The sequence below is a fragment of the Pseudomonas sp. BW7P1 genome (assembly GCF_024981055.1).
Taxonomy (GTDB): domain Bacteria; phylum Pseudomonadota; class Gammaproteobacteria; order Pseudomonadales; family Pseudomonadaceae; genus Aquipseudomonas; species Aquipseudomonas bananamidigenes.
Map to the genome: position 1 here is coordinate 1363413 of NZ_CP103374.1, position 15381 is coordinate 1378793.

The following is a 15381-nucleotide window of genomic DNA, read 5'->3' on the forward strand; positions in this document are numbered from 1 at the left end:
GCAAGGTTGATCGCCATCAATTCGTGGATTGCCTGCGGCATCGGTTAGACTTGCCGACTTTCCTCGTATCAAGAAGCCCGTTCATGGCCCAGCCGTCCACTACCTACAAATTCGAACTGAACCTCACCGATCTTGACCGCAACGTCTACGAGAACGTGAAGCAGACCATCGCCCGCCACCCTTCGGAAACCGAAGAACGCATGACCGTGCGCCTGTTGGCCTACGCGCTCTGGTACAGCGAGCAACTGTCCTTCGGTCGTGGTCTGTCGGACGTGGATGAACCTGCGCTGTGGGAAAAGAGCCTGGACGACCGCGTCCTGCACTGGATCGAAGTCGGTCAGCCGGATGTCGATCGCCTGACCTGGTGCTCCCGTCGCACCGAGCGCACCAGCCTGCTGGCCTACGGCAGCCTGCGCGTCTGGGAAGGCAAAGTGGTGCCGGCGGTCAAGGGCCTGAAAAACGTCAACATCGCCGCCGTTCCGCAGGAAGTCCTGGAAACCCTGGCTCAGGACATGCCCCGCGTCATCAAGTGGGACGTGATGATCAGCGAAGGCACGGTCTTCGTCACCGACGACCGTGGCCAGCACGAAGTGCAGTTGACCTGGTTGCTGGGCGAGCGCGGTTGAGTCCGCGCCACTCCCGAAAAATCCCACGAATTCAAGAGAAGTTGCTGTCACCCCATGCGTATCGATCCTCGCCCGTTGCCCGCCACACTGCCATTTCTCGGTGACTTGCCGCCGCTGCTGACCCGCCTGTACGCGGCGCGGGGCGTGCAGTCCGAGGCGGAGCTGGACAAGAGCCTGGCGCGGTTGATTCCGTTCCAGCAGCTCAAGGGGATCGAGGCGGCCGTCGACTTGCTGGTGACGGCGCTGGAGCAGCGTCAGCGCATCCTGATCGTCGGTGACTTCGACGCCGACGGCGCGACCGCCAGCACCGTGGGCGTGCTCGGTTTGCGCTTGCTGGGTGCGGCGCATGTCGATTATCTGGTGCCGAACCGTTTTGAATACGGGTACGGCCTGACCCCGGAAATCGTTGAAGTCGCGCTGACCCGTGAACCGCAGTTGTTGATTACCGTGGACAACGGCATTTCCAGCGTCGAAGGCGTGGCCGCCGCGAAACGCTCGGGACTGAAGGTCTTGATCACCGACCACCACTTGCCCGGCGATGAGCTGCCGCAGGCCGATGCGCTGGTCAATCCCAACCAGCCCGGCTGCGCATTCCCGAGCAAGGCGCTGGCCGGCGTCGGGGTGATTTTCTATGTGTTGATGGCCTTGCGCGCACGCCTGCGCAGCCTCGGCTGGTATGAGAGCAAGCCGCAACCGAACATCGGCGAACTGTTGGATCTGGTGGCATTGGGCAGCGTTGCCGACGTGGTGCCGCTGGACGCCAACAACCGGATCCTGGTGCATCAGGGGCTGGAACGGATTCGCGCCGGGCGTGCGCGGCCCGGGATCAAGGCGATCCTCGAAGTGGCCAAACGTGACGCGTCGCGCATCACGTCCACCGATCTCGGCTTCATCGTCGGCCCGCGCCTGAACGCGGCGGGGCGACTGGATGACATGAGCCTGGGCATCGAGTGTCTGCTGACCCACGATTTTGCACTGGCGCGGGAAATGGCCGCGCAACTGGACGGCATGAACCAGGATCGCAAATCCATCGAGCAGGGCATGCAGCGCGAAGCGCTGGCCCAGCTCAAGGATTTGCCGGTCGAGTCGATGCCGTTCGGCCTGTGCCTGTTCGACCCGGAATGGCATCAGGGGGTCATCGGCATTCTGGCTTCGCGGATGAAAGAGCGTTATTTCCGTCCGACCATCGCCTTTGCCGATGCCGGCGACGGCTTGCTCAAAGGGTCGGGGCGCTCGGTGCAGGGCTTTCATATTCGCGATGCGCTGAGCGTGGTGGCAGCGCAGCATCCTGATCTGATCAGCAAGTACGGTGGCCACGCGATGGCGGCGGGTCTGACCCTGCCGCAGGAAAATTTCCCGTTGTTCGCCGAGGCCTTCGATGCCGAGGTGCGCAGGCAGCTTCGCGAAGAGGACCTGACCGGGCGCCTGCTGTCGGACGGCACCCTGGCAGTCGAGGAGTTTCATCTGGAACTGGCTCGTGCCCTGCGTCACGCCGGGCCATGGGGCCAGCATTTCCCGGAACCGCTGTTTCACGGCGTATTCCAGCTGGTCGAGCAACGGGTGGTCGGCGAACGGCATCTGAAAGTGGTGCTGAAAAGCGAATGCGGTTCGGTGAAACTCGATGGCATCGCGTTCGGCATCGATCGTGACGTGTGGCCAAATCCGACCATTCAATGGGTGGAGCTGGCCTACAAGCTCGACGTCAACGAATTCCGTGGCAATGAGACGGTGCAGTTGATGATTGCCCACATCGAACCGCGTTGACCCTTTCGCGAGCAGGCGCGCTGTTGTTCTTGTAAGAGCGAGCCTGCTCGCGAAGGCGGACTTGCACACACACACAATACAGAATCACTCTGAACCCTCCTGCATCTCCGGATGTCGACTAGGCTCTAAGCACTGCTTGATTGGCCTTGTGACGTCTTGTCGATTTTTTTGCCCGCGGGGGCGGGTGCTGTACCTTTTCCTGTCACTCGTCGACTTTTCAAACAGAACCCTGGAGCCTGCCCACTGATTCGAGAGGTGCCCCATGAGTCTGCTGCTTGAACCCTTCACCCTTCGCCAACTGACACTGTCCAACCGCATCGCCGTATCGCCCATGTGCCAGTATTCCAGCGTCGACGGCCTGGCCAACGACTGGCATCTGGTACACCTCGGCAGTCGTGCGGTGGGCGGCGCGGGCCTTGTATTTACCGAAGCCACGGCGGTCACCGCCGACGGGCGGATCACTGCCGAAGATCTGGGATTGTGGAACGACGAACAGATCGCGCCGCTGCAACGCATCACCCGGTTCATCAGCGCACAGGGCGCAGTGGCCGGCATTCAACTCGCCCACGCCGGGCGCAAGGCCAGTACCCATCGGCCGTGGATCGGCAAGCACGGCAGCGTCAAGCCCGAGGATGGCGGCTGGACGCCGGTGGGGCCGTCGCCGATTGCCTTCGACCCGCAGCACACCCAACCGAAACAGCTGGACGAAGGGCAGATCAACCAGGTCATCGAGGATTTCGTGGCGGCAGCCAGACGTGCGCTGACCGCCGGTTTCAGTGTGGTCGAGGTGCATGCGGCGCACGGTTATCTGCTGCATCAGTTTCTCTCGCCACTGAGTAACCAGCGCCGCGACCAGTACGGCGGCTCATTCGAAAACCGTATTCGTCTGGTGCTGCAAGTGACCGAAGCTGTGCGCGCCGTCTGGCCGGAGGAATTGCCGGTGTTTGTGCGTCTGTCGGCCACCGATTGGGTCGAGGATGGCTGGAACCCGGATGAAACCGTGGAGCTGGCACGACGCCTGAAAGCGCTCGGTGCGGATCTGGTCGACGTTTCCTCGGGCGGCACTGCAGCCAATGCCGAAATTCCGGTGGGACCGGGTTATCAGACACGCTTCGCCGAAAGGGTGCGCAAGGAGTCAGGCATTGCCACCGGCACCGTGGGCATGATTACCGAACCGGCTCAGGCCGAACACATCCTGAGAACCTGTCAGGCCGATATCATTTTCCTCGCCCGCGAGCTGCTGCGTGATCCTTACTGGCCGTTGCATGCCGACGATGACCTGGGCGGTCGCAAAGCGGTGTGGCCGGCGCAGTATCAGCGAGCGACCCATCGGGATCAGCCGATTCACGAGTCTGATCTGCGGGATTGATTCCGACCTGTCGCAAAGCCTATAAAACCCGCCAATAAAAGGGCGGGTTTTTTCTTGCCTGCCGTCTGCAATTGCAAAGGAATGGATCGCAATGTTGATCGAACGCGCGCTGACTGAATCGGACTTGCCACTGTTGGCGTTGATCGACCGCAGTGAACAGGTCGAAGCGTGCTATCGCGTGGAAAACGGTGAGCTGATTCTGTATCCGGCGCATTTCGACATGCGCGGATGGCCGGAGGGAGAGGCGGAGGAGAATGCGCGGGTATTGGAAAAGTGCTGGCGCAGTGGCGGCTGGCTACACGGACTTTTCGATGGAGAAACACTGGTGGCGGCGGTGGTTGTGGATAACCGGGTTATTCACAATCAGGGCCTGAACATGCGCCAGATGAAGTTCCTGCATGTCAGCCGCGCTTACCGTGGGCAGGGATGGGGCGGGCGCCTGTTTGCCCGCGCCTGCGAATATGGCCGCAAGGTGGGGGCCGAGGCGTTGTATGTCTCGGCGACCGAATCGCGCAACACCGTGGAGTTCTACCAGCGTCAGGGTTGCCGGCTGCTGGCGCAACCGGATCCCGGGCTGTTTGCACTCGAACCCCACGATATTCACTTTTACTGTCGCCTGGACTGACGCCATCGCGAGCAGGCTCGCTCCCACAGGTTTTCGGTTGTTCACAATTTCTGTAATCAATCGATATCCATACGGGAGCTGGCTTGCCAGCGATGAGACCCGATCTGACGCTCGAGAATCATCAAGGGTACTTGCGCTTGTCCGGCGCCGGCGGGAAGTACTGGTACAACCAGGTCTCGCTCAATGTGCGGTCGTTGGTGCGGATGAACAGCCGCAGTTCCACCGGATCGACGCTGTCATTGGTCGGATACCAGTCGAACAGGATCCGGTAACCCTTGATGTCATCCAGCACCAGTACGCTGAAATCCTGCACCTTGCCGTTGGAGCAAGTCACCACTGGCTCGATCCCGGTGCCCTGCGGCAGGCGTTCGAGGCCGCCGCCGGTGAAGTCCACGGCAAAACGCCGGGCCCAGACCGGCGGGTAATGCTCGCCCGGTGCCCAGCCTTCGACGAAACCACCCATGCCCGAACGGGTCGCATGTACCCGCGCCAGCGGTGTGCCGACCGGCGGCAGTGCGCTCCAGTAGAGCTTGTAGCCGTAGTTCAGCGAATCACCGGCGGCGACCGGTTTCTTCGGCGTCCAGAACGCGACGATGTTGTCGAGGGTTTCGCCGGTCGTAGGAATTTCCAGCAGATCGACGGAGCCTTCTCCCCATGCGGTTGTAGGTTCAACCCACAGGCTCGGGCGCTTGCTGTACCAGTCGACGGTGTCCTGATAGTTGGCGAACTCGTGGTCGGTCTGCACCAGGCCGAAACCTTTCGGGTCGGTGTCGGCGAAGGCGTTGAATTGCAAGGTTGCCGGGTTGTTCAGCGGACGGCAGATCCACTCGCCGTTGCCGCGCCACATGGCCAGACGATCCGAGTCGTGGATTTGCGGGTGAATGGTGTCGCACATCCGGCGCTCATGGGTGCCGCAGCTGAACATGCTGGTCATTGGCGCGATGCCCAGTTGTTCGATGGCGGTGCGGGCATTGACGTGGGCGTCGACTTCCATGACTACGCGCTCGGCCTGGCAGTCGATGTCGAAGCGATAGGCGCCGGTCGCGCTCGGCGAATCCAGCAGGGCGTAGACCACGAAGCGGGTCGCGTTCTGATCCGGCGTTTCGAACCAGAACTTGGTGAAGTCGGGAAATTCCTCGCGCTTTTTGGCGTAGGTGTCGATGGCCAGTCCACGGGCGGAGAGGCCATATTGGCCAGTGGCATCCACTGCGCGGAAGTAGCTGGCGCCGAGGAACGACACCACGTCATGGCGATCGAGTTCCGGTGCCTTGAACAGTTTGAAGCCGGCAAAACCCAGGTCGCCCTTGAGCTGCTGGGTGTCGACCGAGGTATTTTCATAGTTGAACAGCTGAGGGCGGAAATGCACCTCGCGGGCCGTGCGGGTCTTGGGATCGACGCTGTACATGCGCACCGGTTGGCGGAAACCCATGCCGACGTGGAAAAACTGCACGTCGAGCTGACCCTTGTTCTCCTTCCACAGCGAATGCTCGCCGTCGTAGCGGATCGCGTTGAAATTCTGCGGGGTCATGGTCGCCAGGGTCGGCGGCAGCACCTGTTTGGTGTCCTGATAGGCGCTGCCGGCCAGTTGTTTGGCCTGGCGCTTAAGCGCTTCGAAGTCGAAGGCCTGGGCTTCACCGTCGGCGGCACCGCCAGAGGCGGCCCAGGCGCGAGAGGCCAGCAGGCCGGTGGCCGAAAGACCGGTATAGGCCGCAATGGCCATGGACGCTTTGAGCAAATTCCTGCGGTGCATAGATACAACCTGTCGTGGACAATCCCGCGCCGTTCCTGGCACGTACTGGATCAGAAATTACGGTTCGGACAAGCCTTCGGCCAAACGCTACGGACTAGTAACAGATGCGCGCTAGCTTAATCCGTTCGCTGATTTTGCAAAAATCATTGATAGCACGGCGATAGCGTCTCAATGAAACAAGACGTTACGGTTACTTGTCCCACAGCCTTTTCTGATTTAGAGGGCATTTCTGCTTTTTTCGACTAATTACTCTAAAAACCGCTTTTCAGCGCCGAATTAATTTCTATTCTATGGGCAAGGCCGGTCTCGACCGATCCGACCGGCAGGGCTCAAATCGCTGCTAAAGGAGCAGGGCGATGGAGTTTTCGAGAAATTTCTGACGTACTGGAAAAGGACATCGTCCATGGCAAAAGGACAAGGCATCACCGAAATGTTGGGCATCTTTCCCTGCCTCACCCACGTCCGGCGAAGACGCCGGCTCAGTCCCGATGAACTGAAGCTGGTGGAGCGTTACCGGGAGTTGTCGGAAAGCGACCGGATTGCGATGCGGTATCTGGTGGATGCGATGAGGAGTGTTTCGCGGTTTTGAAGTGAAAAAGCAAAGGGGCGGACTGTGAAATTCGCCCCTTTTTCATTTTTGAGACTTACCGGGGATGCTGCGCCTGTACCAACTCAGGCATGTCCCGCCATTTCACCCAGGCCTGTTGTTGCCAGTGGAGCAGCGGCACGGTGACGCCGGCCCAATGCACCGAGCTCAGGCTCGGGCAGTTTTCCGCTGTTGTTGAGCTGGTTTCCCGCAGGATGGGAATGACTTCATTACTCAGCCATTGGCGCAGGTTGCGGTTTTCCGGGATGAAATGGTGAACCAGCAGCGCATACATGCCGGATTCGCTGACCATCGGCGTCTCGACAACTTTGCCGTACCTGTTCAGTCGGACGGTACGGCGTTGGTCGGGGTCGAGTTTCAGCGTGACGCGTGGGTTCAAGGGATGGCCCATCATGCGGCCCAGATCTTGAGCGCAGAACCAGGCTTGATGATCAAGCAGGAGAGCGTGGAGGAAGCGGTTGTGGCGAGTGAAAACCGTAGGGATAAAGTGCGTCTGGGTCTCAGGTGAATTTTGCGCGTGCATAGTCAATTTCTACTCCATGTTGAAATGAGAGCCGCCACTAATCCTTCGACAGATTTGGGTGGCGAACCGCGCGGCGTTCGAAGTCGGAACATTCTCGATCAACATGGAAGCCGAGAGGCCCGCGCCACGCGGTCCGCCATAACGCGAATCCGAAAGGCAAAAAAACCTCGGTTTCTATGGAGGACGCAGTTGCGCCATGTTGATGATGTACCGGCTTCGACCCCGGGCCGCTGATAGGGCAGCGACGGGATAAAGCCTATCGGTCAGGCGCTAGCGGCGCCAAGTCTACTCTGCCGACGGATGTTGTAGGAATTGCAGCTATTTCAAGAAGGGCGGATCTGTAGGAGTTTCCTGTATTTGCCGTGAGCTTACGAAAGCTCCACTTCTCCCCGTGAGTTTCCTATATCTATCCAACTGAAACCGATTACTGCGGTGACCCGGAGCAGACCATTGAACAAACACAGCAAGGGCAGCCGTCCGAAAGATCCTGAAGATTGTTTCGACAAGGTGCGCGGAAAAGCGGATATCAAATGGCGTACCGACGATTTGATGGTTTTGCTTCGCGGAGACGATGCCGATCAAGCCCCGGAATCAAACAACGATGCCGGGGCTATTCAAATCAGCGGCTAACTTTCCACGCATCCCCGGCCGGCGCCTTCCCATGGTCATACGGCTTGCCGATCCACATGTAAACCAGCCCCAGCCCAATCACGATTGCCGTGCTCAGCACCATCGCGTAGTTGATGTACCACGCGGCATCCGGCGTGCGCGGCCAGGCCATGTTGATGATTGCGCCGACGCCGTACACCAGCGCGCCGATGTTCACCGGCCAGCCCCAGGCGCCGAGGGTGAATTTGCCGCTGGGTTTCCAGCCCTTGCTGCGGGCGTACAGGGCGGCGAGGACGATCATCTGGAACGCAAGGTAGATGCCGATGGCGGCGAAGCTGACGATGGTCGCTACGGCGTCTTGCAGGAAGAAGCCGAGGGCGATGATCAGGCCGGGCAGGACGCCGGACACGAACAGCGCAGCAACCGGCACCTGGGTCGCAGGAGAAATCTTTTTCAGCAGTCGGCTGCCGATGACCATTTCATCGCGGGCGTAGGAATACAGCAGACGACTCGCCGCCGCTTGCAGGCTGATGACGCAGGAGATGAAGGAAATCATCACCACGCCCATCACCACTTTCGAACCGACCGTGCCGAAGGCGTTGTTGAGGATGGTGGTGACCGGGTCCTTGTCGGTGCCGTTGATCACCGCTTGCATGTCCGGCACGGCGAGGATCAGCGCCAGGCAAGCGAACATCGCGGCGATGCCGCCGATGTAGATGGTCATGCGCATGGCTACCGGGATTTTCTTGCTCGGGTTCGGGGTTTCTTCGGCCACGTCGCCGCAGGCCTCGAAGCCGTAGTAAAGGAACATCCCCGCCAACGAAGCGGTGAGGAATGCCGGCAGGTAGGAGCCGTCGACGCTGATATCGAAGGTGTTGAACAGCACGCTGATCGGCTGGTGACGCTCGAAAATCAGCAGGTACACGCCGACGATCACCGCGCCCACCAGTTCGCAGAGGAAGCCGAACAGGGCAATGCGTGCCAGTGTCTGCGTGCCGCTGAGGTTCACCAGTGTGGCGAACAGCGTCAGTACCAGGGCGATGACGATGTTGGTGTTGTTGCTCGGTTCAAACCCCAGCATGGCCGCGAGGTACGGGCCGGCGCCGACCGCAACGGCGGCGATGGTCACACACAGGGCGATGGAGTAGATCCAGCCGACCATCCATGCCCATTTTTTGCCGACCAACCGACGTGCCCAAGGGTAGACACCGCCGGAAATCGGGAACTGCGAAACCACTTCGCCGAAGACCAGGCACACCAGTAATTGGCCGCAACCGACCAGCAAGTAGGCCCAGAACATCGGCGGCCCGCCGGCCGCCAGGCACAGGCCGAACAGGGTATAAACCCCTACGACCGGTGACAGATACGTGAAGCCCAACGCGAAGTTTTCCCACAGGCTCATGCTGCGGTTGAAGTTGGACGTGTAGCCCAGTTGGCGCAGTTGTTCGGCATCGCTGTCGGCAACGGCGGTTGAGAGATCGGGTGATGCACTCATGTGTGTCTGCTCCGTGAAATCGGCAGATTTCGGATGGCCGAAACCGTGGCGGGGCTTGGTGAGCGCCGCCCGGATCGGTGGTTATTGTTTTGAATGCCTGGTGGTGCGTAGTGCCGGTTTCCTTCCTGAAACCGGGGTGACGTCATCGCTGGCAAGCCAGCTCCCACAAGAGCTGCACTGAACCCTGTGGGAGCTGGCTTGCCAGCGATGCTTTTAGTGCTTGAACATCACATGCCGGACCGTGGTGTAGTCCTCCAGCCCGTACATGGACATGTCCTTGCCGTAGCCGGACAGTTTCTGACCGCCGTGGGGCATTTCGCTGACGAGCATGAAGTGGGTGTTCACCCAGGTGCAGCCGTACTGCAAACGGGCGGACAGGCGATGGGCACGTCCTACATCCGCCGTCCATACCGATGACGCCAGGCCGTAGTCCGAATCGTTGGCCCACTCCAGTGCCTGAGCTTCATCAGTGAACTTGGTCACCGACACCACCGGCCCGAACACTTCGCGGCGGACGATTTCGTCGTCCTGCTGGGCGTCGGCCAGAACGGTCGGTTCGAAGAAGAAACCGTTACCGTCCACAGCCTTGCCGCCGGTGATCAAACGGATGTGCGGTTGTGCCACGGCGCGCTCGACAAACCCGGCCACGCGGTCGCGATGCTGGGCGGTGATCAGCGGTCCCAGTTCGGTCGACGGATCATCCTGCAAGCCGTACTTGATGCTGCTGACCGCCGCGCCGAGCTTCTCGACGAATTTGTCGTATATGCCTTGTTGTGCGTAGATCCGGCACGCAGCGGTGCAATCCTGGCCGGCGTTGTAGAAGCCGAAAGTACGAATGCCTTCGACGGCGGCGTCGATATCGGCGTCGTCGAAGATGATCACCGGGGCCTTGCCGCCCAGTTCCATGTGCATGCGTTTGATGCTGTCGGCGGTGCTGGAAATGATGTTCGAGCCGGTAGCGATGGAACCGGTCAGCGAGACCATGCGCACTTTCGGATGGGTCACCAGCGGACTGCCCACGCTCGGCCCACGCCCGAACACCAGGTTGAGTACGCCGGCCGGGAAAATATCCGACGCCAGTTCGGCCAGACGCAACGCGGTCAGCGGAGTTTGTTCCGACGGCTTGAGCACCACGGTATTACCGGCGGCGAGGGCCGGGGCGATTTTCCAGGCGACCATCATCAGCGGGTAGTTCCACGGCGCGATGGAGGCGATCACGCCCACCGGGTCGCGGCGGATCATCGAGGTGTGGCCGGGCAGGTATTCGCCGCCGGCCGAACCGCTCATGCAACGGCTGGCGCCGGCAAAGAAACGGAACACGTCGGCAATCGCCGGAATCTCGTCGTTCAGCGCGGCGCTGTAGGGCTTGCCGCAGTTGTCCGATTCCAGTTTCGCCAGTTCTTCGCCATGGGCTTCGATGGCGTCGGCGAGTTTGAGCAACAGCAGCGAACGGTCTTTCGGCGTGGTCTGAGACCATTCGGCGAAGGCGCTGTCGGCGGCGCGCACGGCAGCATCGACCTGGGCTTCGGTGGCTTCGTTGATTTCCACCAGCACTTCACCGCGTGCCGGGTCGAGCACCGGTTGCGCCGGGCCTTCGCCGTTGACCAGTTGGCCGTTGATCAAGAGTTTGGTTTGCATGGGGTAGTCCTCTTTGAAGCAATTGTTATTTTTCTGAAGAAACCGGGTTTCATTGTGGGAGCGAGCCTGCTCGCGAAAGCGCCAGGTCAGTCGACATCAATATTGGCTGTGCCGGCCCCTTCGCGAGCAGGCTCGCTCCCACATTTCGTTCCGGTTTCTTCGGTTATTCGGTTACTTCCCGCCACTGCCCGCCACGCTCTCGCCACCCCGGGTCAGGTAGTAGGCACCGAGGATCGGCAGCATGGTCACCAGCATCACGAGCATCGCCACGACGTTGGTCACCGGCACATCCCGTGGGCGGCTCAATTGGTTGAGCAGCCACAGCGGCAAGGTGCGTTCGTGGCCGGCGGTGAAGGTGGTAACGATGATTTCGTCGAACGACAGCGCGAACGCCAGCATGCCGCCGGCGAGCAGGGCCGAGCCAAGGTTCGGCAGAATGATGTAGCGGAAGGTCTGCCAGCCGTCGGCGCCGAGATCCATCGATGCTTCGATCAAACTGTGTGAGGTGCGGCGCAGACGGGCGATGACGTTGTTGTAGACGATCACCACGCAGAAGGTCGCGTGGCCGACGATGATGGTGAACATCCCCGGCTCGATGCCCAGCGTCTTGAAGGTCGCCAGCAGCGCGATCCCGGTGATGATCCCCGGCAGTGCAATCGGCAGGATCAGCATCAGCGAAATGCCCTGTTTGCCGAAGAAGTCCCGGCGGTACAACGCCGCTGAAGCCAGTGTGCCGAGCACCATGGCGATCAGCGTGGCAATGGCTGCGATCTGCAACGACAGTTTGATTGCCTCCAGCACGTCCGGCCGGGAAAACGCCACGCTGAACCAGTGCAGCGTGAAGCCTTTCGGTGGAAAGCTGAACGCCGCGTCTTCGGTGTTGAAGGCGTAGAGGAAGATGATCAGGATCGGGAAGTGCAGGAACACCAGCCCACCCCAGGCTGCAATGCGCAAGCCTGTTGAAGCCTTTTCCCCCTGCTTTTCTGAATTAGAGCGCATCGAAGGCCCCCAGACGTTTGACGATGGACAGGTAAATGGCGATCAGCACGATCGGCACCAGCGTGAACGCCGCAGCCATCGGCATGTTGCCGATCGCGCCTTGCTGCGCGTAGACCATGCTGCCGACGAAGTAACCCGGCGGGCCCACCAGTTGCGGCACGATGAAGTCGCCCAGGGTCAGCGAGAAGGTGAAGATCGAACCGGCCGCAATCCCCGGCACCGACAGCGGCAGAATCACCTGCATGAAGGTCTGGCGCGGTGTGGCCCCGAGGTCGGCGGAGGCTTGCAGCAACGACGGCGGCAGGCGCTCCAGCGAGGCCTGGATCGGCAGGATCATGAACGGCAGCCAGATGTAGACAAACACCATGAACCGCCCCAGGTGCGAGGTCGACAAGGTGCTGCCGCCGACCCCGGGAATCCCCAGAATGAACTGCAGAACCGGCTCCAGCCCCAGGTGCTGCACGAACCACTGCGCCACGCCGCCCTTGGCCAGCAGCAATGTCCAGGCATAGGCCTTGACGATATAACTGGCCCACATCGGCATCATCACCGCGATGTAGAAAAACGCCTTGGTCTTGCCGGTGGTGTAGCGCGCCATGTAGTAGGCAATCGGGAACGCGACGATGGCGCTGGCGATCGACACCACGACGGCCATGCTCAGGGTGCGCAGGATGATGTCGAAGTTCGACGGCTGGAACAGCGCGGCGAAGTTGGCCAGGGTCAGGTCGGGCGTAACCGCCATGGTGAAGTCGTCGAAGGTGTAGAAGCCTTGCCACAGCAGCACCAGCAGCGAACCGAGATAGATCGCGCCGAACCACAATAGCGGCGGCACCAGCAGCATCGACAGGTACAGGTTCGGCTTGCGATAGAGCAGGTTGGAAAACCTGCGCAACGGCGCCGATTGAGGAAGGGCGAGGGCGGTCATGTCATACCCCGCTCGCAACGGTGTCGTGCAGCGCAATCATCGCTTCCCGCGCCCAGCGTGCGCTGATGCGCTGACCGGTCTGGTGCTGCGCGCCGTTGTCGCCCCACTGATTGTTGGCCTGGCTGATGCTCAGGGTCTGGCCGTTATCCAGTTTCAATTCATAGCGCGTGGCGCTGCCTTGGTACTGAATGTCGTGGAGCAGGCCGCTGACTTCGATTTCATGGCTGGCCAACGGGCCTTCGGCGAAGCGCACGTGTTCCGGACGGATCGAAAACGGCTGCGGATGACCGCTGAGCTGGCGCGCCAGATCGCCGCGAATCACGTTCGAAGTGCCAACGAATTCGGCGACAAACGTCGTGCCGGGCTTCATGTACAGATTGCGCGGGGTGTCGACCTGCTCGATGCGGCCCTTGTTGAATACGGCCACACGGTCGGACATCGACAGCGCTTCAGTCTGGTCGTGGGTGACGAAGATGAAAGTGATGCCGAGCTGGCGCTGCAGCTTTTTCAGTTCGCTCTGCATCTGTTCGCGCAGCTTCAGATCGAGAGCGCCCAAGGGTTCGTCGAGCAGCAGCACCCGAGGGCGATTGACCAAGGCGCGGGCGAGGGCGACGCGCTGGCGCTGGCCGCCGGACAACTGCACCGGCTTGCGTGCGCCGTAGCCGCCGAGGGCCACCATGTCCAACGCTTCTGCGGCGCGTTTGTGGCGCTCGGTCTTGTTTACGCCTTTGACTTTCAAACCGTAGGCGACGTTGTCCAGCACGTTCATGTGCGGGAACAGCGCGTAATCCTGAAACACCGTGTTGACGTCGCGCTGATAGGGCGGCAATCCGGCAGCTTCAGCGCCGTGAATGCGGATCGAACCGGCGCTCGGTTGCTCGAATCCGGCGATCAGGCGCAGGCACGTGGTCTTGCCCGAACCGGAAGGGCCGAGCATGGAAAAGAACTCGCCGTCCTGGATATCGATGGAAACCCGGTCAACGGCTTTCACCTCGCCGAACTGCCGGGAAACGTTGGTGAACTGGACTGCAAGCGTCATGATGCGGTGCTCCAAAAAGGCGAGGGCCGTCGCAGCGGCCCTGCCTGGACTTCTGAAAAACGAACAACGGTTATCTGTTGCCAGGTGAGATCGCGGTATTGGCGGTGATCTCATGTGGGAGCGAGCTTGCTCGCGAAGACGGTGGGTCAGTCACCTGCAATGTTGGATGTGATACCCACTTCGCGAGCAAGCTCGCTCCCACAGGAAAGATCGATTACCTGCCACCCATGATCGCAATGTAGTCCTGCGTCCACCGGCTATAGGGCACAAACTTCCCGCCCTCGGCCTGCGGGGTTTTCCAGAAGGCGATCTTGTCGAACTGATCGAACCCGTTGGTCTTGCAGCCTTCAGCGCCGAGCAACTCACTGCCCTGACACGCCGCCGGAACCGCCGGCAACGAACCGAACCAGGCCGCCACATCGCCCTGGACTTTCGGTTGCAGCGACCAGTCCATCCATTTGTATGCGCAGTTCGGGTGTTTGGCTTCGGCGTGCAGCATCGTGGTGTCGGCCCAGCCGGTGGCGCCTTCTTTCGGCACGGTCGAGGCGATCGGCTGCTTGTCGGTGATCAGGCCGTTGACCTGGTACGGCCAGGCGCTGGACGCGACCACGCCTTCGTTCTTGAAGTCGCTCATCTGCACCGTGGTGTCGTGCCAGTAGCGGTGAATCAATTTCTGCTGGGCGCGCAGCAGTTCCAGTACGGCTTTGTACTGATCTTCGGTGAGTTGATACGGATCCTTGATCCCCAGCTCAGGCTTGGTGGATTTCAGGTACAGCGCCGCGTCGGCGATGTAGATCGGGCCGTCGTAGGCTTGCACGCGGCCCTTGTTAGGCTTGCCGTCGGGCAGGTTCTGTTCTTCGAATACCACGCTCCAGCTGGTCGGCGCGGTCTTGAACACGTTGGTGTTGTACATCAACACGTTCGGGCCCCACTGGTACGGGGTGCCGTAGGTCTGTTTGTTGACTACGTACCACGGCGCGTCTTTCAGGCGCGGGTCGAGGGATTTCCAGTTCGGGATCAACGCGGTGTTGATCGGTTGCACACGCTTGCCGACGATCAACCGCAGCGAGGCATCGCCCGACGCGGTCACCAGATCGTAACCGCCCTTGGCCATCAGGCTGACCATTTCATCGGAGGTGGCGGCGGTTTTCACGTTGACCTTGCAGCCGGTTTCCTTCTCGAAACCGGTCACCCAGTCGTAAGCCTTGTCGCTTTCACCGCGTTCGATGTAGCCGGGCCAGGCGACGATATCCAGCTGGCCTTCGCCGGCACCGACTGCCTTCAGCGGATCCGCCGCCTGAACGCCGGCGCTGGCCAGCAGGGCCGTGGTGATTGCACTGAGCAGTGCGGTCTTGTGCACGAACATGGTGAACCCTCTTCTTTAAATTATGGTCGGGGCAGTTGTGAACGCG

The 15381-nt window shown here is 60.8% G+C and carries 14 protein-coding genes; 6 read left to right on the forward strand and 8 right to left on the reverse strand.

Annotation, left to right across the window (positions count from 1 at the left end; translation table 11 throughout):
- Window positions 1-83: 83 nt before the first annotated feature.
- The 4 genes from NWV16_RS06020 to NWV16_RS06035 all read left to right on the forward strand — a co-directional run bounded on the left by NWV16_RS06020 (window position 84) and on the right by NWV16_RS06035 (window position 4384).
- Window positions 84-626, forward strand: coding sequence for a YaeQ family protein (locus NWV16_RS06020; protein ID WP_065259657.1), 543 nt, complete (start codon window positions 84-86; stop codon window positions 624-626).
- Between the two features lie 54 nt (window positions 627-680).
- Window positions 681-2390: a single-stranded-DNA-specific exonuclease RecJ gene (gene recJ, locus NWV16_RS06025; protein WP_260522336.1), complete on the forward strand. Its 1710-nt coding sequence runs from the start codon at window positions 681-683 to the stop codon at window positions 2388-2390.
- 262 nt (window positions 2391-2652) lie between these two features.
- Window positions 2653-3759, forward strand: coding sequence for an NADH:flavin oxidoreductase/NADH oxidase (locus NWV16_RS06030; RefSeq protein WP_260522337.1), 1107 nt, complete (start codon window positions 2653-2655; stop codon window positions 3757-3759).
- Between the two features lie 91 nt (window positions 3760-3850).
- Window positions 3851-4384 carry a GNAT family N-acetyltransferase gene (locus tag NWV16_RS06035; RefSeq protein ID WP_260522338.1) on the forward strand — a complete coding sequence of 178 codons (534 nt, stop codon included), beginning with the start codon at window positions 3851-3853 and terminating at the stop codon, window positions 4382-4384.
- A 121-nt stretch (window positions 4385-4505) separates the two neighbouring features.
- Here NWV16_RS06035 and NWV16_RS06040 read toward each other — a convergent pair whose 3' ends face one another.
- The gene (locus NWV16_RS06040) at window positions 4506-6134 is read right to left on the reverse strand and encodes a glucan biosynthesis protein D (protein WP_260522339.1); all 1629 of its coding nucleotides are present in this window, start codon (window positions 6132-6134) and stop codon (window positions 4506-4508) included.
- Between the two features lie 403 nt (window positions 6135-6537).
- On the opposite strand from NWV16_RS06040, the gene NWV16_RS06045 reads away from it, so the two are divergent.
- Complete coding sequence (locus NWV16_RS06045; RefSeq protein WP_065259662.1) at window positions 6538-6723, forward strand: hypothetical protein; 186 nt, start codon at window positions 6538-6540, stop codon at window positions 6721-6723.
- A gap of 55 nt (window positions 6724-6778) precedes the next feature.
- Here NWV16_RS06045 and NWV16_RS06050 read toward each other — a convergent pair whose 3' ends face one another.
- A complete protein-coding gene (locus tag NWV16_RS06050; RefSeq protein WP_260522340.1) occupies window positions 6779-7264 on the reverse strand; it encodes a Bro-N domain-containing protein in 486 nt (161 codons plus the stop codon).
- A gap of 450 nt (window positions 7265-7714) precedes the next feature.
- On the opposite strand from NWV16_RS06050, the gene NWV16_RS06055 reads away from it, so the two are divergent.
- Window positions 7715-7894, forward strand: a complete 180-nt coding sequence (locus tag NWV16_RS06055) for a hypothetical protein (protein ID WP_225739946.1) — start codon at window positions 7715-7717, stop codon at window positions 7892-7894.
- Here NWV16_RS06055 and NWV16_RS06060 read toward each other — a convergent pair.
- The 6 genes from NWV16_RS06060 to ydcS form a co-directional block, all read right to left on the reverse strand.
- Window positions 7884-9368, reverse strand: a complete 1485-nt coding sequence (locus NWV16_RS06060) for an APC family permease (RefSeq protein WP_260522341.1) — start codon at window positions 9366-9368, stop codon at window positions 7884-7886. The two genes, NWV16_RS06055 and NWV16_RS06060, sit on opposite strands and share 11 nt — an antisense overlap.
- Before the next feature lie 213 nt (window positions 9369-9581).
- Window positions 9582-11006, reverse strand: a complete 1425-nt coding sequence (locus NWV16_RS06065) for a gamma-aminobutyraldehyde dehydrogenase (RefSeq protein ID WP_260522342.1) — start codon at window positions 11004-11006, stop codon at window positions 9582-9584.
- A gap of 171 nt (window positions 11007-11177) precedes the next feature.
- Window positions 11178-12005 carry an ABC transporter permease gene (locus NWV16_RS06070; protein ID WP_260522343.1) on the reverse strand — a complete coding sequence of 276 codons (828 nt, stop codon included), beginning with the start codon at window positions 12003-12005 and terminating at the stop codon, window positions 11178-11180.
- Window positions 11995-12930 (reverse strand): ABC transporter permease, encoded by a 936-nt coding sequence (locus tag NWV16_RS06075; RefSeq protein WP_260522344.1) that lies wholly within the window; start codon window positions 12928-12930, stop codon window positions 11995-11997. The genes NWV16_RS06070 and NWV16_RS06075 overlap by 11 nt, the downstream gene beginning before the upstream one ends.
- A gap of 1 nt (window position 12931) precedes the next feature.
- On the reverse strand, window positions 12932-13969 hold the full coding sequence (locus NWV16_RS06080; protein WP_260522345.1) for an ABC transporter ATP-binding protein: 1038 nt from the start codon (window positions 13967-13969) through the stop codon (window positions 12932-12934).
- A 214-nt stretch (window positions 13970-14183) separates the two neighbouring features.
- The gene (gene ydcS / locus NWV16_RS06085) at window positions 14184-15335 is read right to left on the reverse strand and encodes a putative ABC transporter substrate-binding protein YdcS (protein WP_260522346.1); all 1152 of its coding nucleotides are present in this window, start codon (window positions 15333-15335) and stop codon (window positions 14184-14186) included.
- Between the last annotated feature and the right edge of the window lie 46 nt (window positions 15336-15381).